22 protein-coding genes are annotated in these 22582 nt (G+C 34.2%); 4 read left to right on the top strand and 18 right to left on the bottom strand.

The window, feature by feature from the left end:
- Positions 1-29: 29 nt before the first annotated feature.
- Genes V7S50_RS26500 through V7S50_RS26485 form a run of 4 tightly spaced genes read right to left on the bottom strand, consistent with a single transcriptional unit; the run spans position 30 to position 3557 of the window.
- Entirely contained in the window at positions 30-1025 is a 996-nt protein-coding gene (locus V7S50_RS26500) for a 3-oxoacyl-ACP synthase (RefSeq protein WP_242251532.1), read from the bottom strand.
- Positions 1025-1441 (bottom strand): MaoC family dehydratase, encoded by a 417-nt coding sequence (locus V7S50_RS26495; RefSeq protein ID WP_029141103.1) that lies wholly within the window; start codon positions 1439-1441, stop codon positions 1025-1027. The genes V7S50_RS26500 and V7S50_RS26495 overlap by 1 nt, the downstream gene beginning before the upstream one ends.
- Positions 1442-1445: 4 nt before the next feature.
- Positions 1446-2936: an o-succinylbenzoate--CoA ligase gene (locus V7S50_RS26490; protein ID WP_242251531.1), complete on the bottom strand. Its 1491-nt coding sequence runs from the start codon at positions 2934-2936 to the stop codon at positions 1446-1448.
- A gap of 15 nt (positions 2937-2951) precedes the next feature.
- Positions 2952-3557, bottom strand: coding sequence for a TetR/AcrR family transcriptional regulator (locus tag V7S50_RS26485; RefSeq protein WP_242251530.1), 606 nt, complete (start codon positions 3555-3557; stop codon positions 2952-2954).
- Positions 3558-3914: 357 nt separating this feature from the next.
- Here V7S50_RS26485 and V7S50_RS26480 point away from each other — a divergent pair, with 357 nt between their 5' ends.
- Complete coding sequence (locus V7S50_RS26480) at positions 3915-4910, top strand: S-layer homology domain-containing protein (protein WP_242251529.1); 996 nt, start codon at positions 3915-3917, stop codon at positions 4908-4910.
- A 108-nt stretch (positions 4911-5018) separates the two neighbouring features.
- Here V7S50_RS26480 and V7S50_RS26475 read toward each other — a convergent pair whose 3' ends face one another.
- Together V7S50_RS26475 and V7S50_RS26470 are read right to left on the bottom strand one after the other, a co-directional pair.
- Positions 5019-5942 (bottom strand): CobW family GTP-binding protein, encoded by a 924-nt coding sequence (locus V7S50_RS26475; RefSeq protein ID WP_063224222.1) that lies wholly within the window; start codon positions 5940-5942, stop codon positions 5019-5021.
- 104 nt (positions 5943-6046) lie between these two features.
- Positions 6047-7483 (bottom strand): flavin monoamine oxidase family protein, encoded by a 1437-nt coding sequence (locus V7S50_RS26470; RefSeq protein WP_242251528.1) that lies wholly within the window; start codon positions 7481-7483, stop codon positions 6047-6049.
- A 201-nt stretch (positions 7484-7684) separates the two neighbouring features.
- On the opposite strand from V7S50_RS26470, the gene V7S50_RS26465 reads away from it, so the two are divergent.
- Positions 7685-8629 (top strand): L-lactate dehydrogenase, encoded by a 945-nt coding sequence (locus V7S50_RS26465; protein WP_060630460.1) that lies wholly within the window; start codon positions 7685-7687, stop codon positions 8627-8629.
- Between the two features lie 54 nt (positions 8630-8683).
- Here V7S50_RS26465 and V7S50_RS26460 read toward each other — a convergent pair whose 3' ends face one another.
- From V7S50_RS26460 to V7S50_RS26430, 7 genes are all read right to left on the bottom strand, one after another.
- Positions 8684-9697, bottom strand: a complete 1014-nt coding sequence (locus V7S50_RS26460) for an AI-2E family transporter (protein ID WP_098721736.1) — start codon at positions 9695-9697, stop codon at positions 8684-8686.
- A gap of 177 nt (positions 9698-9874) precedes the next feature.
- Positions 9875-11485, bottom strand: coding sequence for an amidase family protein (locus V7S50_RS26455; RefSeq protein ID WP_242251527.1), 1611 nt, complete (start codon positions 11483-11485; stop codon positions 9875-9877).
- Between the two features lie 111 nt (positions 11486-11596).
- The gene (locus V7S50_RS26450) at positions 11597-11728 is read right to left on the bottom strand and encodes a hypothetical protein (RefSeq protein WP_277930045.1); all 132 of its coding nucleotides are present in this window, start codon (positions 11726-11728) and stop codon (positions 11597-11599) included.
- A gap of 126 nt (positions 11729-11854) precedes the next feature.
- The gene (locus V7S50_RS26445; RefSeq protein ID WP_242251526.1) at positions 11855-12457 is read right to left on the bottom strand and encodes a nitroreductase family protein; all 603 of its coding nucleotides are present in this window, start codon (positions 12455-12457) and stop codon (positions 11855-11857) included.
- Positions 12458-12514: 57 nt separating this feature from the next.
- The gene (locus tag V7S50_RS26440; protein WP_063224227.1) at positions 12515-13165 is read right to left on the bottom strand and encodes a DsbA family oxidoreductase; all 651 of its coding nucleotides are present in this window, start codon (positions 13163-13165) and stop codon (positions 12515-12517) included.
- A gap of 71 nt (positions 13166-13236) precedes the next feature.
- Positions 13237-13668, bottom strand: coding sequence for an Rrf2 family transcriptional regulator (locus V7S50_RS26435; protein ID WP_242251525.1), 432 nt, complete (start codon positions 13666-13668; stop codon positions 13237-13239).
- A gap of 120 nt (positions 13669-13788) precedes the next feature.
- Positions 13789-14658 (bottom strand): LysR family transcriptional regulator, encoded by an 870-nt coding sequence (locus V7S50_RS26430; RefSeq protein WP_063224229.1) that lies wholly within the window; start codon positions 14656-14658, stop codon positions 13789-13791.
- A gap of 97 nt (positions 14659-14755) precedes the next feature.
- Here V7S50_RS26430 and V7S50_RS26425 point away from each other — a divergent pair, with 97 nt between their 5' ends.
- Both V7S50_RS26425 and V7S50_RS26420 read left to right on the top strand, forming a co-directional pair.
- The gene (locus tag V7S50_RS26425) at positions 14756-15661 is read left to right on the top strand and encodes a DMT family transporter (RefSeq protein WP_242251524.1); all 906 of its coding nucleotides are present in this window, start codon (positions 14756-14758) and stop codon (positions 15659-15661) included.
- 177 nt (positions 15662-15838) lie between these two features.
- Complete coding sequence (locus V7S50_RS26420) at positions 15839-16615, top strand: alpha/beta fold hydrolase (protein ID WP_242251523.1); 777 nt, start codon at positions 15839-15841, stop codon at positions 16613-16615.
- A 122-nt stretch (positions 16616-16737) separates the two neighbouring features.
- Here V7S50_RS26420 and V7S50_RS26415 read toward each other — a convergent pair whose 3' ends face one another.
- From V7S50_RS26415 to V7S50_RS26395, 5 genes are all read right to left on the bottom strand, one after another.
- Positions 16738-17358 carry a YcnI family copper-binding membrane protein gene (locus V7S50_RS26415; RefSeq protein ID WP_242251521.1) on the bottom strand — a complete coding sequence of 207 codons (621 nt, stop codon included), beginning with the start codon at positions 17356-17358 and terminating at the stop codon, positions 16738-16740.
- Between the two features lie 182 nt (positions 17359-17540).
- On the bottom strand, positions 17541-19190 hold the full coding sequence (locus V7S50_RS26410) for a copper resistance CopC/CopD family protein (protein WP_242251519.1): 1650 nt from the start codon (positions 19188-19190) through the stop codon (positions 17541-17543).
- 328 nt (positions 19191-19518) lie between these two features.
- Positions 19519-19938 carry a VOC family protein gene (locus tag V7S50_RS26405; RefSeq protein ID WP_060630450.1) on the bottom strand — a complete coding sequence of 140 codons (420 nt, stop codon included), beginning with the start codon at positions 19936-19938 and terminating at the stop codon, positions 19519-19521.
- Positions 19939-20021: 83 nt separating this feature from the next.
- Positions 20022-21380 (bottom strand): branched-chain amino acid transport system II carrier protein, encoded by a 1359-nt coding sequence (brnQ, locus tag V7S50_RS26400; protein ID WP_063224234.1) that lies wholly within the window; start codon positions 21378-21380, stop codon positions 20022-20024.
- Between the two features lie 234 nt (positions 21381-21614).
- Positions 21615-22307 carry an FMN-dependent NADH-azoreductase gene (locus V7S50_RS26395; protein ID WP_063224235.1) on the bottom strand — a complete coding sequence of 231 codons (693 nt, stop codon included), beginning with the start codon at positions 22305-22307 and terminating at the stop codon, positions 21615-21617.
- Positions 22308-22582: the final 275 nt, after the last annotated feature.

Raw genomic sequence — 22582 nt, 5'->3', positions numbered from 1 at the left:
TATAATTTTTTTGATAAAATTCATCTTTACTACCACCTAATCACAGTAGCTGCCCACGTATACCCAGTCCCTGCACTAACTACTACTGCAATATCTCCGGCCTGTAATTTTCCTTGTTCATTTGCAAAGTGTAAGCCAATACACGGATCAAGCGCTGACATATGCCCATAATGATCTAAATATACGACTTGTTCTTCCGCTAGCCCTAGCCCCTGTATCAATTCTATTAACATAGAACGTTTTGTATGCAATGGTAACAATACTTTAATATCTTTAAGAGTATATCCACTTTTTCTTAACGCCTCCCGAATCACCTTGTCGAAATTAGGAGTTGAAACCCGGTCTAAACGTTCTTTCATATTAATAGGATCTATTACATCAATATAATGTTGTCGATTCTCAACTGTATCATAGCTCGCAACCTGCTTCGATCCACCAGCTGGGATACGAACATCTTCATGAAATGAACCATCCGTTATAATCGCACTTTCTAATATTCCACCGTTTTTAGCGTCTTTTTTCACTAAAGCTGCGCTTCCGCCATCAGCGAAATTAAACATAAAACGCGATCGTGGGTTATCATAATCTACAATTTGAGATTCTTTGCATCCACCTACTAATAATATATTTTCAATTGAGTTATCGGAGTAAAGCATGTCTTTTGCGACTTTGAGAGCGATCGGAAAGCAAGAACTAACATTCATAATTTCAAAAGCATAAGCATTTTTCAATCCAAGTTCATGCTGAATTTTTGGGGCACTAGACCATACGTGGTAATCTTTATGTGGACTGCCAAAATAAATGACTACATCAATAGATTGAGGATCTACTTGTAATAATATTGGCTTTGCAGCAGCAATAGCTAAATCTGATGCATGCATCGTTTCATCTGCCACATGTTTTTCATATAATCCAAACTTTTCTATAATAATGTGCTCAGGGATACCTGTTTTTTTAGATAGGTCTGCAGCCGTCTCTACGTCTTTGGGGAAGAAAACACCAGTCGCTTCAATCCCAATATTCATTAGACTACTCCTCCTTCTTTTGGCACCATCATAGTAGCTACACCTGTTAATACTAAATCTCCTTTTTGGTTATGACACTCCGTTAACAATTTCAAAACTCTCTTTTCTATCATAAATTCTTGTACTGTAGCCGTTGCTGTAATTGTATCTCCTATAAAAACTGGCGCTGTAAATTTAATAGTTTGCTCCATATAAACGGATCCTTTTCCAGGTAAATGAATACCAAGCAATTGCGATAATAGACTAGAAGTTAGTAAACCATGTGCTATTCTTTGATTAAATCTAGTTTGCTTCGCATACTCATGATCAATATGGATTGGATTAAAATCCCCACTTAAACCTGCAAATAATACAAAATCCGTTTCTGTTATTGTTTTACTACATGACGCCTTTTGACCCGTGCTGTACATCGTCATCTCTTCACCTACTTTTCAATTGATTTGCTAACTGTGCTTTTTGAATTTTACCAGTTGCATTTTTAGGCAATTCTTTTAGAAAAATAATCTCTTTCGGTATTTTATATTTTGCTAGAAATAAACGACAATGTTCAATGACTTCCTTTTCAGTTAATACACTGCTACTCTTTTTCACAATAAAGGCGATTGGAGTCTCTCCCCACTTTACATGTTGCCTACCAACGACCGCTACCTCATATACGTCCGAAAGCTTATTAATGACTTGCTCTACTTCAAGTGGATAAATATTTTCACCACCGGAAATTATCATTTCTTTTTTTCTACCGACAATGTATACAAAACCATCTTCATCAACTCTAGCTAAATCTCCCGTATATAACCAACCATCTTGAATCGTTTCTTTTGTTGCATCTGGCCGATTCCAATACTCTTTCATTACATTTGGCCCTCTTATAAGTAACTCTCCAACTTCACCAATCTCAACTTTATTTTTGTTTTCATCAATAAGTACATAATCACAAAACAAAACTGGTTTTCCAATTGAGCCTACTTTACGTCTTGCATCTTCTTCTGAAAGCATAAATACGGTTGGTGATGTTTCAGTCATACCAAAGCCTTGACCAAATAAAAATCCTCTATCTATAAATTCTCTCATCAACTCTTCTGAACACGGAGCACCACCGTTATAAAACCAGCGAACTGATTGCAAATTTACAGTTTCAAAATTCTCACAATTCATTAATGCTTGATGAATTGTAGGTACTCCCATCACTACAGTCACTTTATGTTTTTCTATCATGGAAAGAGCTGTAGTTGGCTCAAATTTTCTCGGAACAATGATTACACCACCTGCAAATAAAGTTGGAAATGCGAATAAGCCAATCCCACCAATATGAAATAAAGGCAGTAATACAATGGAGCGATCGTGAATAGTTAGATCAATCGCAAATGTATTATTTAGCGCATTCCAAAACATATTTTCTTGTGTAAGTACAGCTCCTTTCGGTTTTCCAGTTGTCCCTGAGGTATAACATATAATAAAGGATGCGCTTTCATTTATCTCTTCAAAGTTATCAATTTTTCTATCTTCTATTTCTTTTAAACTTGTAATCGAAATAACTCTTTGTACATACGATACCTTCTGCATTGACAATGCCATATTTTGAAATGTTTCCTCTACAAATAAAACTGTTGTTCCACTATCTTTCAACTGAAATATAAGCTCATTTTCTGTTAACCGTATATTTAGTGGAACAGCAATACATTCTACCTTTGCAATAGCAAACAAAAGCACAATATATTCCAAGCTATTTTGCGATAAAATAGCTATCCTTTCTCCTTTTTGCACATGTAAATCGTAAATTAAATATGCGGCTACTTTATTTACATACTCATGTAACTGTTTATATGTCATTTCCTCCTCATCTGTAATAATGGCAATGCGATCTGGATGTAAATAGGCCCGTTTTTCAATCCAATAAGCAATGCCTTGCATATTTTCCCCACTCCCTTATCTCTTTCTCAATCCTTCAAATATTAATGACATCGCTGCTTCAAATACATCTTCCGGAACATCTTTCTCTTCCCAATAACCCCATCGCATTCCTAGAAATTGACCAATTGACATAAGACAATACGCAATTGTTTCTTTATCAAGTTGTTTAAACTCTCCCGCTTCCATACCAGCTGATAAACTTTTTAAAAATCCATTTGCGAGCTTTGCATAGTACCATCTATATAAGTTATCATCAACAACTACCGCCTGTTGTACAATGTTATATAGATTAGGACGATCTTTCACCCATCGAAAAAATGCTTGAAAACCTCTTCTTTGTGCCTCTTCGTAACTTGATATCCCCTTCATTTCTTCTTTAATAATTAAGCGTAACTCACGGTTCAATCTGCGAATTAATTCATCAAATATATCTTTTTTAGATGGAAAGTAATTATAGAAAGTTCCGTGCGCTACCTTTGCTTCTTGTGTAATATTCACGATAGAAGCCTCGTAATACCCTTTACTACCAAACACCTCTTCTGCAGCACACAATAACTTCTCTCTCGTTTCTAACCCTTTTGTTGTTAAGTTTTTTACATCCATTATTGTTTTTTCTGACACCTGAATCACCTCTTAGATTTGATTATAAATATATTTCTGAATTTTACAATTATTATCGTTAGACAAAATCTACAACTGTTTTTCTATAACCCAATAAAGATTGGCTTTTTTTGACTAGCTATTAATTAGTGAGAATTTTATAACGCATTCCTAATCAGAACATATAAATGCCTCGTCAGTTGACTTTTTTACACTTCCCGCCCTCTCATAACAACATATACATTTAAGCAATATTATGAAAGTAAATCCGTATTTTACAAAACCGTAATATAGTAATATAATATATGATTGATTATCACTTATAAGCATCGGATATGAGTGAGAAACTATTGTTTTATATACTTAGGAGGAATCATAATGAATTTTAAACATGTACTTGCAACAGGCTTAATTACCGCCACATTATTCGGCGCAACGAATGCTCATGCACAAACTGAACGTTTCATCGATGTACCAAAAGGGCATTGGTCTGAAGATTCGATTGACCATTTAACTGAACAAAAGGTCATGAATGGTTATGGTAACGGAAAATTTGGATTTGGGGACAATGTAACTCGTGGGCAAGTAGCTGCGATTATTTCAAGATACTTAAAACTAGAAAATACCGGATCTATAAGTAAACATTTCTCTGATATTCATGGGCATATGTTTGAAAACAATATTAAAGCAGTTGCTCAAAAAGGAATCATGACAGGGGACAATAACACTGACAAGTTTAGACCTGATGATACATTAACTCGATATGAAATGGCTGTTATCTTACAAAAAGCGTTTCATTTACCTGTAAAAACAAACGATCTTTTCTATGATGTTCCAAATAATCATTGGGCAACAAACTCTGTTCGTTCATTGTATAGTAATGGTATTACAAACGGAATTGGAAACTATCAATATGGCGGGAAACTGAATGTAACAAGAGAACAATTTGCAAAGTTTATGTATAGCACAATTAATGTAAGTCCTCATTTTGTTCCTGATTCTATTCCTGCGAAAGATGAGGATAAGTATAAAGAAATTGAGAATATACTGATTGATTCTGGGTTTTTAAAAACCGATTATAGCTATGTATTCAGTAAAACTGGTCAAACATATGATGGCATTATGCATTTTAATTTTTCTCCCTATGATGACAGTGCATATAGAATGTCTATTCATAGTGATGATCCTGTATTAAACGAGCCGGTGAAAAAAATCCTAAATACACTACTACCAACTAAAGCAGATTATCTGTATAGTCTAATTAAAAATCCTACTGCAAGCTCTCGAACAATAGAATTAGATGGTCGCAAAATTGAATTTAGAAGAGACTCTAGTACTAGTGTAAATGTTTATCTTGGAAAACGAAAATACTAAAAGAGTGACTATTTAACATGAATACAAGTAGCTAAATGGTTACTCATAAGAAATAAAAAGGCTGCCCACAAGTCGGTTTCACCGACTTGTGGAGCAGCTCCTTTAACCTTAATTAGAATTAAGTTCCACTTTCTCTAACCCTTCAGCCAATTGTTTCTTATCTAGCCCTTCCCCTATTACTACCAGGTTCGTTGGGAAACCGAAGTCTTGTTCCAGTAAAGTCGGTACCCCGAACGAGTATTGGAATAAGTGAGGATATTTGTCCCCATGAAATTTCACAAAACCTTTCACACGATAAATACTATCTGGTAAATTCGAAAGCCATTCGTATAATTTATCTTGATCAATTGATTTCGTAAATTGATATGTCATCGTTTGTATATGTAAATGCTGTTTTACATGTAGTGTCTCATGTTCCCCATCATTCGTAAATTCAACTTCTTCTATATCCTCTAAAGATATATTACAATACTTTGTTTCAAACAATTTCGCATGATTATTTATTGCTTTCACTTCTTCAATTACTTTGTTCTTATCCGCAAATGTTAGTAAATCTGATTTATTAATTAAAATATGGCTACCAAACTTCAATTGCTCATGTAATAATTGCTGAACGTTTGCACTTAATACACTTCGATTTAACCACCTTACTGCATCTAAAACGACTACTATTGATTTCACTTCTAGGAAAGGTGCTAAAATTGGTGATACACATGCATCTAACACTTCAATTGGATGCGCAACACCTGTCGTTTCTATATAAATGACATCTGGTCTTTCTTGCTGATATAACGAATGTAATTGTATTTCAAGCTCTTCTTTTAGCGTACAACAAATACACCCTTTAAGAAGCTCCCTTAAAACATTCTCTTTTCCAATAATATCTGTATCTACTGAGTACTCACCAATCTCATTCATCAACACTGCAACTTTTCTATTCTTCTTTTTCTCCGCTAACAATAAATTTTGTAATAATGTTGATTTTCCACTACCTAAAAAGCCACCTAATATATGAATTTCTACTTTATTCATTTGATCAACCATCCATTTCTTTATTTCAAAACGTATTCAAAGCGTAATAATTACGATTTATATTTATTATTTTATTAAAAGAGTGGTGATTTGTAAATATATCTTCACTGTTCATTTACTTCATATGCAACTCGAATTCCAGACTCTATTGCTCCTTGCATCCACCCATGTGTTAATGTCGTATGCTCTCCGGCAAAATGCACTTTCCCAGATGGTGGTGTAATATACGGAAATAACTCGAGTTCTTGGCCCGGTTCGAAAGCTGTAAATGCGCCGCAAGAATACGGATTTTGACTCCAGCTAAAAGATGCCCCTGTAACAAACTCACTATAAACGATGTCACCGTATATTTCCGCTAAATTTTTTAATACATAACGAATGCGTTTACTATTCGGTAAACTATCCCATGTTAACGCCTCATCTGCCCACGTATAACTCGCTAAAACGGTAGCTGCCCCTGATGTATGAATGCCATAACTCGGATAATATGTAAACCGTATAGGTAAATCTGTAATAGATTTACCGCCACATTGCCCCACTCTTTCCCAAAATCTACTTTTAAACTCTATCGCAATTTTAGTTGCAGCAATATAATTTAATTCACGAATTGCTCGTCTTTTATAATAAGAGAATAGATTGTAAGGCTGAATTTCAACAAAACGTAAAGCTGAAAATGGGATCGTAACAATTGCAACATCACCTGTAACCATAAATCTCTCAATAGTTTGTTCATGGTTTACTTGCATCATCACTTTGCTATTTTCTTGTATAATTTTTTCAACCTTATACCGCATAAATATATTCTCATTTAACTGCGATAAAAATGCTTTTGGTAATGCATCTATCCCGCCCGTTATCTCATAATATTTCGTCGTTGAAGTAAAGAAGACCATTTCTCGTAATACTTCAATTAAAGACATTCCCATATACGCTTCCATATCAAGAAGTACACCAATCATATCTATTGCACCGTCTGAATAATATTCAGTTAAAAATGTGCCGAGCGAATATGCTTTATACTTTTTCTCAACAATACTCCAATTCTTATTAGGATCTTTCTTAATATAATTTAGAATCGGTTCTAATACCTCTAACATTAACTCTTCTGCCGTTTTACCTTTTTCGCTCTCTAAAATAGGATATCCAAGTATACTTGGATTTTTTTCGAATATGCTTAATCTCGTTTTAATATTATTCGTATAAATAATATCTGAAGCGGTTTTATTTATAAAAAGATTTAACGGTAATTTGAATTTACGAATGTAAGCTAAAGTTAACTTGTGTGTATCAGGAATTCGCATTGGTCCTGCATTAAAATATAAACCTCTGCTAAACGGTTCACGGATCGTATATATTCTTCCGCCTATTCGATTATTCGCTTCTAAAATTGTTACTTTATGCCCTGCTTCTTTCAATAACGATGCTGCAACTAATCCTGAAATTCCTGCACCAACAATAATAATCTGCTTTGGATTCTTCGTTTTAACGAGCCCCACATTAATAATATGAAGCATTCTTTCCATCGTTAATGGCTGCATCATGGCCTTTTCCCCTTCAATAAAGGATTTTATTGCATTATATTCGGTTAACTTACTTCCTATGTTTTATGCAAGAAATTGCACGGATACATTTTCAAATACTTGAATATCTTTTATAAAATGTAATAAACTAGATATAAATCTATAGAAGTAAGACGTATTATCTTACATAATAAAATCAATGAAATTGCGAGGAATTTTGAAATGAAAAAAGGTATTAACCGTGTTGTATTAGTAGGAACAGGAGCAGTTGGATGTAGTTATGCTTACTGCATGATTAACCAAGCTGTAGCTGAAGAATTTGTTTTAGTTGATGTAAACGAGGCAAAAGCTGAAGGAGAAGCAATGGATTTAAGTCATGCAGTTCCATTTGCTCCAGCTCCAACTAGAGTATGGAAAGGCAGCTACGAAGATTGTAAAGATGCTGATCTTGTAGTCATTACGGCTGGATTACCACAAAAACCAGGCGAAACACGTTTAGATTTAGTTGAGAAAAACGCGAAAATCTTCAAACAAATCGTTCGTAGCATTATGGATAGCGGATTTGATGGTATTTTCTTAATCGCAACTAACCCTGTCGATATTTTAACTTACGTAACTTGGAAAGAATCTGGTTTACCGAAAGAACGCGTAATTGGTTCTGGTACAACACTTGATTCTGCTCGTTTCCGCTATATGTTAGGTGAGTACTTCAATATTGGTCCACACAACATTCATGCTTATATAATCGGTGAACATGGTGATACCGAACTTCCTGTTTGGAGTCACGTATCAGTTGGTATTCAAAAACTACAAACGCTTCTTGATAAAGACAACACATACACACAAGAAGATTTAGACAAAATCTTCATAAACGTTCGTGATGCAGCTTACCATATTATCGAGCGAAAAGGCGCAACTTACTATGGTATTGGTATGTCACTTTTACGTGTTACTAAAGCGATTTTAAACGACGAAAATAGTGTATTAACTGTCTCAGCATATTTGGAAGGTCAATACGGTCAAAAAGATGTGTATATCGGTGTACCTGCTGTATTAAATCGCAGCGGTGTTCGTGAAATTTTAGAAGTAGAATTAAGCGAAGAAGAAGAATTAAAATTCGATCACTCTGTTCAAGTGCTGAAAGAAACAATGGCTCCAGTTCTTTAATATGCATAATAAAAAGCAATCCAATTTATTTTGGATTGCTTTTTTGTTTATTTTCTATTTTTTAATCGATTCCTCATTATTTACATCAAGTACATCTAAGAAAAAGATGAAGATTGGTATCCCGATAATAAGCCCCCAGATTCCGAGGAAATGTTCTGAAAAGATGAGAATCATAAATGTATAAAAGATTGGTAAATTCGTTTTCGCAGACATAAACTTCGGGTTTAAAAAATAACTTTCAAGAGCATGGATTACTGTAATGAACACAAGTATGTATACAACGTACATAACTCCGCCTACGTTATATGCAATAATACAAAGTGGAAACAAGGAAATGATTACCCCGGCAACAGGGATTAATCCAAGTAAGAAAATCATGACAGCTAATACGAGAAGCTGCGGAAATCCTAAAACAATTAATGCAATGACAGTAAGAATACAATTTACAACTGCAATTAAAAACTGCGCTTCAATTACTTTACCGAACGATCTTGCAAACCTTTCACCAAAATATGCAATCTCCTCATAAAAAACCTTCAGACTACTATCTTTAAATTTCGAAGTAAATGATATTATGCGTTCTTTTTCTAACAAGAAAAATAAACTTAAAATAAGTGAGAGTAATATTTGCAAACTGACTTTTCCTATATTTGCAATCGATTGATATATGACATCTACACCTTGTTCTATATATTTTGATACTTCCATTCCGTTAATTGTCGAAAGTGCATATTTAATGATTTCATTATCAGGTGGGTTTTGAAAAAACAATTTAAATTGATAAATCAATTGTGAAATTTGTATCGTTAACACAGGTAAATATTTATACAATGTCGTGCCAATAAAGGAAACTAATATGATATACAAACAGGCGATAACAATTTTCCGATTCACTTTCAATTTCTTTGAAATAAAACGTTGAAAACGATCCATTAAAAATGTCAGTATAAACGTAATTAATATTAAATTGATCATACTTTTTAATCCATATAATACTAACGCTACTATTATTAAAACGAGAAACCGTTGAAACCCTCTACTTCGAAAGAAATTTTTCACTTCATTCATTAAGATTTAACCTCCCCCTTCAGTGGATGGAAATTGAATATATTACATTTTATGAACTTCTATAGACAATCTTTCTTACTAATTAGAAAGAATCCTTTTTTTCTTTTTATATTGTTAGATTCTATTTACATTAGCCACCTACTTACTTCAATGGAGCTCTTTTTTTCGTTTACCCTTTTACAATTCAGGTGGTTTTCTATTTTTAGACTGCTGTTCATACGCATAACCAATATTGAACAGTTCCTTCTCACCGAATTGCTTCCCGACAAACACTGCACCTACTGGCTCTCCATTGTTATCATATCCTGCTGACACCGCTAATTCTGGATAGCCAGCTACAGCTGATAGAAGAACTTCATCGTTGTTAATCATAACTAAAGCATCCAAACCTTTTTCTACTAAATATCTATCTAGCTCTTTTCTTGCATTTTCTTGACTCGTTTGCACTACTTTTTCAAACTCATCTTTCGTTATAACAGATTTTTCAGACGCCTCAATTAATGTTTGTCCATATTTTATTCGTCTATTACTATCCTTTTTATTAAACGCTATAATCTCTTCTAACGATTTTACCGGTACATTTTTTTGCTGTGAAAAATAATCGTTAACATTATGTTTGAATTCATATTCTAATGTTTGCAGATTATCTACACCCTCGCTGTTTAACTGAATATCATCAGTCAATATCGCACCTGCATCTTGAAGGTCTTTTCTAATCTTTTCTGCTACTTTCTTTCTATTCTCATCTTGTTGATCTATTGAAAAAAGAACCCCTATTTTTTTCCCTTTCAATCCATCTATTGATAAATCCTTCGTATAATCAATTCTTTCTTTTTCTTTCATTTTTTCTGTCATAGTATCTTTTTCATCATAACTTACCATTGCGTTAAATAACGTTGCCGCATCCTTTACCGTTCTTGCCATCGGCCCTGCTGTATCAAGCGTTTCAGCTAACGGAATAATGCCTGATCTACTCACCATACCTAGTGATGGACGTAATCCAACTACTGATTGCTGCGTCGCTGGTGCTACAATTGATCCAGTCGTTTCTGTCCCGATTGCAAGCGGCGCAAAATCTGCCGCAACTACTGTAGCAGATCCAGAGCTTGATCCTGATGTATCAAACGTAATCGGACCGTACGGATTCAAATTTTGTCCTTTTTTCCCGCTATATCCGCTAGGCATTGTAAAGGATAAATAATTTGCCCATTCAGACATATTCGCTTTTCCTAAAACAAAAGCACCTTCTTCTTTCAACTTCTTCACAATCGTCGCATCCTCATCTGCAATCCAATCTTTTAATACATACGTTCCTGCACTAGTCGGCATCACTTTTTCCGTCTGTACATTATCTTTTACAACGACAGGAATACCATATAAATTCGACTTTTTGTTTCTACCTCGCTCTTGATCTAACTTTCTTGCTTCTTCCATCGCATTAGGGTTTATCTCTGTAACAGAATTTAATGATATTCCATTTTGATCATGTTCTTGTATTCTAAAGAGATAAATACTCGTTAATTCTTCATATGACAACTTTCCATCATCAATCATTTTTTGAAGCTCATCTACAGTCGCATTTACGACTTCTTTTTCTTTTATCTTTACATTTTCTATATTGATTCCTTTAAGCTGATTATGTATCGGTTTCAACACTCTTTCTTTATCATATACAATACGCTCAGGTTCCTTTGGAAAAAAATTTTTATACACGTAATATCCGCCGGCACACACTAATAAGACAATGCCTCCAGCGATAGACAGCGTTACCTTTACCCATTTCTTCATGTTGCTTCCTCCACTCTATAAGATGCTTAGCTATACGAAAAAGAGAGTTACCTTTTACTTAACTCTCTCCAATCAAAATGCTAAATGAAAAAATGAAAGATTTCAATCTAATTACTTCTTTTTTTGCATTTGCTTCGCTAACATTTCTTTCACTTGATTATACGTTAACCCTGCATTTTTATTTAAACGCTTTACTTCCTCAACATCAGTACCTACCACTGTATATTTTTTCTCATCATTCATTTTTCTAATTCCCTTCTCACCGGATTATTTCTTATATTTCTTCCCTAAATGCGCATAAATTAACACCACTACAAAAAAGGAAGCTGTTTTTAAGCACAGCTTCCTTCTCGTTACATATTGTATTTCTTAATAAAATCTCACTACATCTTCAGTAGGCAAGAACGTTCTTTCTCCTGGTTGTTCGTTTGGTTCACCAAATGGCATTTGTCCTACTAAGCTCCACTCTGCCGGAATGTTCCAAGTTTCTTTCACTTCAGTATCTACGATTGGGTTGTAATGTTGTAATGACGCCCCAATTCCTTCAGCAGATAATAGCATCCACACAGTATGTTGTAACATCGCATTTCCTTGATGAGACCAGAATGGGAACTGATCTTTATATAATGGTGCATTTTCTTGCATTTTTTCTACAGTAGCTTGATCTTCAAAGAATAACACAGTCCCAACACCTGCATGGAAACCTTTTAATCTCTCTACAGTCGCTTCAAAGTTTTCTGCTGGTACGCGGGCTCTTAGTGTTTCTTTAACAATATCCCAAAACTTTTCATGCTCTCCATCCATTAATACAACCATACGACCACTTTGCATATTGAAAGATGTTGGTGCGTGTAAAGCTGTTTTTAATACTTCTTCAATTCTTTCTTTCGTAATTGCATCATTTTTTGTTACTTTACGAATGGAACGACGGTTCACGATTGCTTCTTTTAAGTTTGTTGTAGTTGCTGACATAATAATTCCTCCAAATATTTGTTTTATTATTTATTTTGTTATTTCATAACAAGCGAATTAGCAATATCCATCTGTACTACATTGCATGCCTTCAAATGAATTTGTTTTATCCTTTTCAATTTCTTTATCAATAACTCTTTGTAACGTTTCTTTACTAGCAAGACCTTGAATGACTTCATCCCCAATCATGACAGTTGGAACAGCCATAATATTCGCTTCATCATATGCATGCTGTATTGCTTCTTGATGCTTTTCTTTATATTTGCGAGTTACTAAAGCATCTTTAAATTCAGCTTCAGGAAGTCCTACTTCTACTGCTAATTTTGTTAACACATCAATATCTTCAATGTTTTGCTCTTCTTGGAAAAATGCTGTGAATACGCGGTGATGATATTCATTTCCTAGTCCACGTTCTTTCGCAAATTGACACCCTTCAAAAGCTAAATGTGTATATGGATGCGGAGAAACACGTGGCAAACGCATATCGATTCCTAATTTCTTCGCAGTTGGAAGAATGAAAGCATCCCATGAACCTAATTTTTCTGGCTCATTCCATGGATCTATTTTTGAATAGGGACTTGGGCGCAACTCAAATGGCATCCATTCAATTTCTACATCTTTCTCTTTCGCTACTTCATCTAATGGACCTTTTGCTAAAAAACAAAATGGACATATAAAATCTGAGTATACTTTCATTTTTACAGTCATAACTTTTACACCTTACCTTTATAGTTGTAACCGTATAGGTTACATTTATATTAAAAAAATATAAATATTATTTAAGCATTCATTTTTTCTTGCAAAGTTTCAAACAGCTGCTCCATCGTAATATTTCTCAAAACTTCTTCCATCGCGGATTGCGCTTGTATTAATATAACTTCTAATACAGCTTGAATATTTGCTCCAATTGGACAATCTGGATTTGGTTGCTCATGAATATGAAATAATTTATCCTCTTCCACTACATTTACCGCATGATACACATCTAACAACGTGATTTCATGTAAATCCTTTAATAACCCTGCGCCACCTGGACCTCGGTTTACGTAAACAAAACCAACTTGCTTCAAGTACGACATAATTTTACGAATGACTACTGGATTCGTATTTACACTTTCAGCTATATAGTCTGAAGTACAAACTGAAGATGGATTGTTTTTCAAAATAGATAAAATATGAACAGCTATAGAAAAGCGGCTACTAATTTTCATCATGATCACCACCTCGATGTAATCATTATAGTTACAACAAGAAGATAAGTCAATCCTTTTCATAGATTTTTTATAAACAAATTAAAAAGTGTCCCATTATGATATATGAGACACCTCTTTTTATTCTGCAAATAGCGCTTGAAATTCTTCAATAAATAGCTGCACAGCGATTGAAGAATCCTTTAATGAAGGAACAGCTAAAGCAATTTCTCTCCATACTTGTGGTTCCAATTCTCTTGTTTGCACATTTTTGGGTAAATTCGTTAAAGATAATTCAGCTAATATTGCAATGCCTAATCCTTCTTGAATCATATTTAAAGCTGTAGTAACTGTCGAAATTATATACTCAGCTCGAAGTGGTACGTTGGCTTGTTTAAACATATCGATAATGGGTGGTTCATATCCGCCCTTACATAATATGATCGGTTCATTCTCTAAATCATTAATTGCAATAGAGTCCTTCTTACAAAGAGGATGATCCTCTCTTAAGATAACAACCATTTTCCCCTTTGTTAATGGGACAATCTCCATATCTTTATTAGGCAAAATAACAATTCCTATATCAACAACTCTCGATACTAACCAATCTTCAACTTCTTTAATTGTTCCTTCACAAAGAACGACTTCTAAGTTCGGATACTTCTCCTTAAAAAGGTTTATCATTTTGGGTAAAAAATGGGCAGAAGCACTCGGAAAACTCCCAATTCGAATCGTCCCAACTTCGTGCCCCTTCTCCATCGCAACTTCTTGTTCAATCTTCTCAACACCGTTCAAAATTTCTCTAATATGTACAAGAATTCTATTTCCAACATCGGTAACGATTAGCCCTTTTCGTTTATCCCGTATAAGAATCGTAACCCCTAATTCTAACTCAATACTTGAAATCGCATGGCTAACCGCGGGCTGCGTCATATTTAACACTCTGGCAGCCTTCGTAAAACTACCTAACTCAACAGTTTTTATTAACACTTGAAGTTGTGTAATGGTCATAACTAATCACTTATACTCCTCATAAAAAAGATTCATTTTATTTATCACAGCCGATATCATATCATAATGAAATGAATAACATCAAGGAGGTCTTACAGTGACACAGCTTTCTCGAACTAAGACGGCCATAATCCTTACCTTCCTCGTTTTTATGTGGGGAATCAATTGGCCTTTATCTAAGTTTGCCCTGCATTATACACCACCCGTTTTATTTGCAGGCATTCGAACTTTAATTGGAGGATTCATTTTACTCCTTTTCGCTCTACCAAAATATAAAGAATTACATTTAAAAGAAACTTGGCATTTATACGTTATTTCTTCTTTACTTAACATCATTATATTTTACGGGTTACAAACTGTTGGTCTTCAATATATGCCTGCTGGTCTATTTTCCGCCATCGTATTTCTACAACCTGTTTTACTTGGTATTTTCTCGTGGATATGGCTTGAAGAATCAATGTACGGTTTAAAAATTTTCGGGCTTGTACTCGGATTTATTGGTGTAGGAGTTATTAGCTCTAGTAGTTTAACTGGACATATTTCTGTCATTGGAATCCTTCTTGCATTAGGATGTGCTATTGGCTGGGCACTTGGAACAGTATTTATTAAGAAAACTGGTCACCGTGTGAATGCCATTTGGATGGTAACACTTCAGCTTCTGATCGGCGGTCTTTGTTTAGTCGGATTTGGCTCAGAATTTGAAAGTTGGTCTAGTATCGCTTGGAGTATGCCATTTGTTAGTGTACTACTATTTATTTCATTCTTTGTTATTGCAATGGGGTGGCTTGCATACTTCACACTCGTTGGAGCTGGTGAAGCAAGTAAAGTTGGGGCTTATACATTTCTCATTCCTCTAATCGCTATAATTGTAAGTTCAATTTTCTTACATGAGGCCATTACTATTAGCCTATTCATCGGACTATTATTTATTGTAGTGAGTATTTGTTTCGTAAATATAAAGCCGAAAACACTTACTGTAGGACAGCGGGTTGAAGTGAAATAAATAAACATAAGAAAGAGCCTACTGTTTGTAGGCTCTTTCTTATCATTTCATGAGTAAAGTCACTTAGAATTTTAACAGATGAAAATTTTTTATTGTATGATGATAATTAAGTAGCAAAAATATTATCTCTAGTACAGATGGGTGGATTTACAATTCCAATTATAAGGGGGGAGTTATATGGTTTTACACTATAAAGAATTTGGAGATACAAGTTCTCCACTTATGGTTTTTATTCATGGGGGCGGAGTCAGTGGATGGATGTGGGACAAACAAATTAAACATTTTACTAACTTTCACTGCCTTGTTCCTGATTTACCTGATCAAGGAAAAAACAGAAATAAAGATCATTTCTCAATACATTTTAGTGCTAAAAAAATCATTGAACTAATTGAAGAAAAAGGACAAGGTAAAACTATTATAGCAATTGGGTTTTCATTAGGTGCTCAAGTGTTAATTGCGATGCTTAGCATGAAACCTGACTTAATCCAATATGCTATGATAAACAGTGCCTTAGTCAAATCCATTCCTTTTGCTAGCACATTTATAAAATCTATTGGGCTAACCTACCCTCTTATAAAGAGTAGGACGTTTTCGAAAATACAAGCCAAATCAATATACATAGATAAAGAATACTTTGACCACTATTATCATGACAGTTGTCAAATAAGTAAAAATACCTTCATAAGGATGCTAAAAGAAAACATGTCGTTTACAATACCAAAAAACTTTGAGAATGCTAATGGTAATATATTAGTAACTGTTGGAGAAAACGAAAAAAGAATCATGAAAGACTCGTTGACTGAAATCCTTGAAAGTAATCCCAATTGCACAGGTGTTATTATTTCTAAAATCGGTCATGGAATTTCTTTAGCGGACCCTAAGTTATTTAATACTTTAATTGAAAACTGGCTAGAACATGATTCCGTGCCGGAAGACGTAATGACCATCAATTGATTTCCACGTATCAATAAATTTTGTTATATAGTGACTACAACAATGTTGCTATCCTCATTTTACTAATCCCTAAAACTAATAAAAAAGGTCTCATTACTTTCAATGAGACCTTTCAATGTTACTTATTTTTTACGACGTACTACAAAAACACACGTACCTACCGACGATACAATCGCCAAAATAGATAAAACAATTGCTATTACTTGTACATTACTAGTACCTTCATTCTTTTCTACACTAGACACTTCACCATGTTCTCCTGTTAATGACGTACCTTTTGCAATTGTAGTAAGTGAATGCGGTTTTTCAGCTTTTTCATCGCCTGTCCATTCAACAATTTCTCCGTCTTTATATTGTTGATATGCATCCCAAGCTATTTTTTGTTCTTTATCCGGATTTTTAGCGACGAAAGTAAATCGCTGGAACTGACCAGGTGAAATTCCTTCTCCTGTTGCTTCCCATACTACAGTTTTCACTTTTCCAGCATTATCTTTTTGCTCTTCCACTTTCCATCCTGGCACTGGTTCATACTGTTGGAATTCCACACCAGACGGTATTTTCAGTGTAACTTTTGTTGTTGCTATATTCTTTTCAACTGGTACTTTTATCGTGTAAGTCTCCCAAGAGCCAATGTCAGAAGTTGCTGGCTTCACAGTTACGTGCGCACTAACAGGTAACGAAAACATTCCCATTGCAATTATTGTTGCGATCATTATTGTTCCTAATTTTTTTATACGTTTCATTTTCTATTTACTCCCTTTTATCTATAATGCCTCTTTACCCCGCTATTCGCCGGGCAGTATGACCCCTATTTCAAAATTCAGCGAAGGCAAAGAAGTTAGGCGGGGATCAACTGCCCGTAAAAGCACAATTGGGGCGGGCTAATAATCAGTGGGGGATACCCCCCACTGATTAAAGTTTCACTTTATCTGCCACCTACAATAAATTTATAATCTGTATCAAAGCTATCAAGCGATTTTGTTAATCCGTGTACTTGTATATTCCAGTTACCTGTCATGTTAATATACATACCTTCTGCTTCATATTCTCCCGGTGAAACTGCCGAAACTTTAAATGATCCTTTTCCCATATTCATATCTAACGATTGAGTCGTTAGTGTAATTTGCTCCATATCAGTAACAGGTTGGCCATTCTCATCCTTCACAGTAACATGAAATGTATTCTGTCCTACCTTATTAGGACTCACATTTAGCGTAATTTCATATCCATTATCTACTTGTTTACTCTCTGTAAAAGGTCCAGTAGGAGGCATCGGTGGTGTTTGTACGTTTGTCATAAAAGCTACGATTACAAAAATGATAATTCCAATGATAAACTCTACTTTCAACGTAGCGCCTAATCCTTGCTCCGCTCTCATTTTCCCTTTCACATAATGAACAATTCCCAATATCCCCATGAAAATGAATAAAAGTATCTTTACTAATAAAGCTAATCCATACTTTGTATCAAATAACGAGTGGATTGTTGGAATAAAAAATGTACTGTTAAAAAGACCTGTTATTAAAATCACGATGACAGCACCTGTTGCCCACGGTGAAAAACGCTTAATCATATCCCAATACATATTCCACTTGTTATCCTCTTTACGTAAAAGAAGAATAATAGATGATAAACCACCCACCCATAATGAAGCTGCGAATAAATGTAGAAAATCCATAACGACAGCAATATCTTTAAACTTTAAACCATATGCGTGACTATTAAAGGCTTTCATAACAAGTATCCCGATAAACAATAGCAATGGAATGCTCCATACTTTAAACGACGAAAGCTTCTCACGCTTCATCGCAAAATACGAAGCGATTATAAGTACACTTATAAGAGCCATTTGAGTAATCCATACATAACCAAAAACAGAAAGCTGTAACGTTTCTTTTAATAATAAAGGATTGAATGCTTCTAGCCATGAAACATCAGCATTTATTTTCGCTTGCAGTGGTAGATTGAATAATAAACTAACGAATATACCAATTAATGAAATCCATATTATTTTTTTACTTCTTAATTGAACTTCTATTACGTTCCCTTTATACATAATAAGATTAAAGAATAGAACTCCTATAAATAGTGAGAAACTTGTATATAAAATTCCACGTTCCATAATCATATCAATTTGCGGGACATACCCCATCTCTTCTACTTGTACATCGTCTGCTCCCACTTCAGCTAATCCAATACGGAATGGAATAACTCCTTGAATTGGATGTCCATCAGCTGAAATCACTTTCCACTGAATAGAGTAGAGACCTTTTTTGAGATTCTCTTTTAATCCAGCTTCTAATAGCTTTTTATTTTTTTTATCAATATGAGCATCTTTTAAATCGACCCTTTTACCTGATGTATCTCTCACGTACAATATATTAAAACTTGAAACTTGTATGTCCTCATCGAATTCGATTTTCACAATAGATGGTGCTTTCTTCAATGTTTCATTTTCAGCAGGGTTTGATTTCACAACGTACGCATGAGCAGATGCACTTTTCGGTATTAATATGATAAGCACACACGCAAGTAATAGCCATGCCCCTAACCTTCTCATTACTTTCACAATCATTTCACTTCTTTCTTCCTCATTGCTATACTTTTATTACATCTACTTCCAAATTCAATCCATCGGCGAAATATTAACTTGATTAAATATAAACTTCTATACAGTATAACTCTTTATTTCTCTCTCACCTCTAAACTTCTAATATAATAGTAACTACCTTCATAGATACTACTTACATTTTTAAGGCCGATTGTTATTATATCATAAAATATATTTACGTAAGTTCCTGAAGAAGAAAAGTTATCGTGAATCATTTGTGAAGAAAGTGTGAAATACATAAATAAAAAGGTATTACGTTATTATGTAACACCTTTTTAAAAATATCTTTCTTCTATTTCTCTTCCGGATAATCACAATACTCTATGATTGTTCCCTCTGTATCCGCTGGGTTAAGATAGATTAATCTTCTGCCGTGTTTATTAATTCGAAGTGTATGCTCTAACGTTCGAATTCCTTGTTCTTTTAATTCTTCTAAAGCTATATCTAAATCATCTACACGATACGCAACGTGATGTACACCTTTACCTTTTTGTTTTATAAATCGGGCAATTGGTGAAGTAGTGTTATTTGTCGGCGCAAGTAATTCAATTCTATCTCCATCCACTTCAAGAATAGCTACTTCACTTTCCACACCCGGTGCTTCACTTACGTAACGATCTATTAATGTCCCTAACAATACCTTTTCATAAAAACGTATCGTACTATCTATATCTCGAACTGCGATTCCTATATGATCAATTGTTTTTTTCATTTTATTTCCCCTACTACTTTATTTTCTTTCATTATTAATAGTAACAAAAAAAGCTATAGAAACAAGTTCTATAACTTTTTTACTTAACCTATTTTCTTATTCGTATTTGCTGCTGGTTGAATTTGATTTTTTGGTTTTAAAACGCTAATGCCATATCCGATAAATCCACCGATAATCGCTGGGAAGATCCAGCCTAATCCTACTTCCTGCATCGGAAGGAATTTAGTAAACACTTGGCTTACTACTTCAATGTTAACTCCAGCTGCACTTAATCCATCAAATAAGCTGATAATAAATGTTACGATTAAGCTCACTTGATAAACTTCAGCTCTTCCTTTGAATAATGAATGGAAGAATGTTAAGAAAATCAATACGATTGCTAGTGGATAAATTGCTGTTAATACTGGAACAGAAACTGCGATTAATTGTGTTAATCCTACGTTTGCAACAATTGCACTAAATACACATAGCGTGACTGCAATTGCTTTGTAAGGAACATTTGGGAATAACTTATGGAAGAATGAAGAACATGCTGATACAAGTCCTACACTAGTTGTTAAACAAGCTACTGTAATCATTAATCCTAATAATACTCCACCATATGATCCAAAATAGTAGTTAGAAACTTTCGCTAATACTTCTCCGCCGTTCTCTAAATGTCCAAGCTTTGCAACACTTGAAGCACCCATATAAGAAAGAGCTGTATAGATAATTGCTAAAATAGATGCTGCAATGATTGTCGCTTTTGCACAAACGACCATAATTTGCGTTTTCGTTTTCGCACCTTTTTCTTTAATTGCATTAATGATGATGATTCCGAATACGAATGATGCAAGCGTGTCCATCGTTAAGTATCCTTCTTGGAATCCTTTAAAGAATGCGTGTGATGTATAAGCTTCAACTGGTGCTTGCATTTCTCCAATCGGGTGAATAAAAGCAACGATTACTAAAATACCGATGAATGTTAATTTAATTGGCGTTAAGATTTTTCCAACAATATCGACAATTTTCGCGGGATTTAGCGAAAAAAAACAAGTGATGCTAAAGAATACAATTGTGAAAAGAATTAAAGGTGTAGAACCTAATCCCTCTGGCATAAACGGCTTAAGACCAATTTCATAAGATACATTTCCTGTTCTCGGTATTGCAAATAACGGACCGATTGCTAAGTATAAAACTGTTGTAAACACAATCCCGAACACTGGGTGAGCACGACTTGCTAATGACTGTAAATCATCTTTACCTGAAAAACCAAATGCTAGTACACCTAGTAACGGTAATCCAACACCAGTTACTAAAAATCCAGCGTTAGCAATCCACACATTCTCTCCTGCCGATTGACCAAGCATTGCCGGGAATATTAAATTTCCTGCTCCAAAAAATAGTGCAAATAACATTAATCCAATAACTACTATGAACGAAAACGGTACTTTATTCGCCATAATATAACCCCCATTCAAATTTCCTTATCTCATTTTCCATTTTTAACTAATTGAATTTTCTGAATATTTAATTCGATTATCAACTATTCTTGAACTCATTATAGTTTGATATATAATATTTTGCAATACTATTTTCAAACTTTTCATTTATTTTATAAATATACATTTTTTAACATAGAAATAGACTAAAAAACCAACATGGTCATCCATGTTGGTTTTTACATTTACTATTAATTAAAATTTCGCCGCTACTTTCTTAACGTTCTCTAAACCTTCTTCAACAATTTGTTGTGAGCGATCTGGATATTGATTGTGTCCTTCAATTACAACTGTCTCTGGATTTGTAATTCCCCAGAATCCAAGTACAGTTGTTACGTAATTCACTGCCATTTCCATAGGAGCCATTTGTTCTGAAGAGTAATCTGAACCACGTGCACCTAATACAACTACTTTTTTACCACCAGCTAAACCTTCTGGACCATTAGCTGTATATTTAAATGTTTTTCCAGCTTGAGATAAGTATGAAATATATGTGATTAATGGTGCTGGTACTGTAAAGTTCCATAGTGGGAACGCAAATACAACTTTATCAGCTTCTAAAAACTGATTTAAATATTGATCTACTGTAGCAACAGCCTTCTCTTCTTCAGCTGTTAACTCCATACCTTGACTACGTTTGTATCCACCTGAAATAGCGACATTTCCGTAATAAGGAAGATCTAATGCAAATAAATCTAACTCTGTAATTTCTGTATTCGGATTAGCTTCTTTATAAGTACTTACAAATGTTTCATACATTTTTGAACTAATTGCTTGCTCCGCTGGACGATCGTTTGCTTTTACAAATAATACTTTTGACATTGTTTTATTCCCCTCTACTTTTGTATTTTCTTCTTTTTTACCAAATAACGAGCTAAATAATCCCATTTTCTTCACCTAAACTTTCTTATCATATTCATTATTCATCATCATAAAAATTCTTATTCTAATAAAAAGTTCCAATTGATACCTTAAGTAAAGGTAATTAAAACTTTTTGTTATTTAATTACCTTATGTAAGTGATTGTAATATATCTACTTACTTTAGTCAAGTAACTTTGAATATAAAATAATATCTCGGATTAAAAACATTAACCGAAACTCAATTGAACACCAAATACCTCTATATTACTTGTATAATAAACTTAGAAAGGAAAATTCATA

Origin of the sequence: Bacillus sp. CCNWLW194 (assembly GCF_037120585.1) — a bacterium.
Classification (GTDB): Bacteria; Bacillota; Bacilli; order Bacillales; family Bacillaceae_G; genus Bacillus_A; species Bacillus_A basilensis.
Note: the sequence above shows the minus strand (reverse complement) of the source record. Positions and strands in the feature narration are given on the sequence as shown.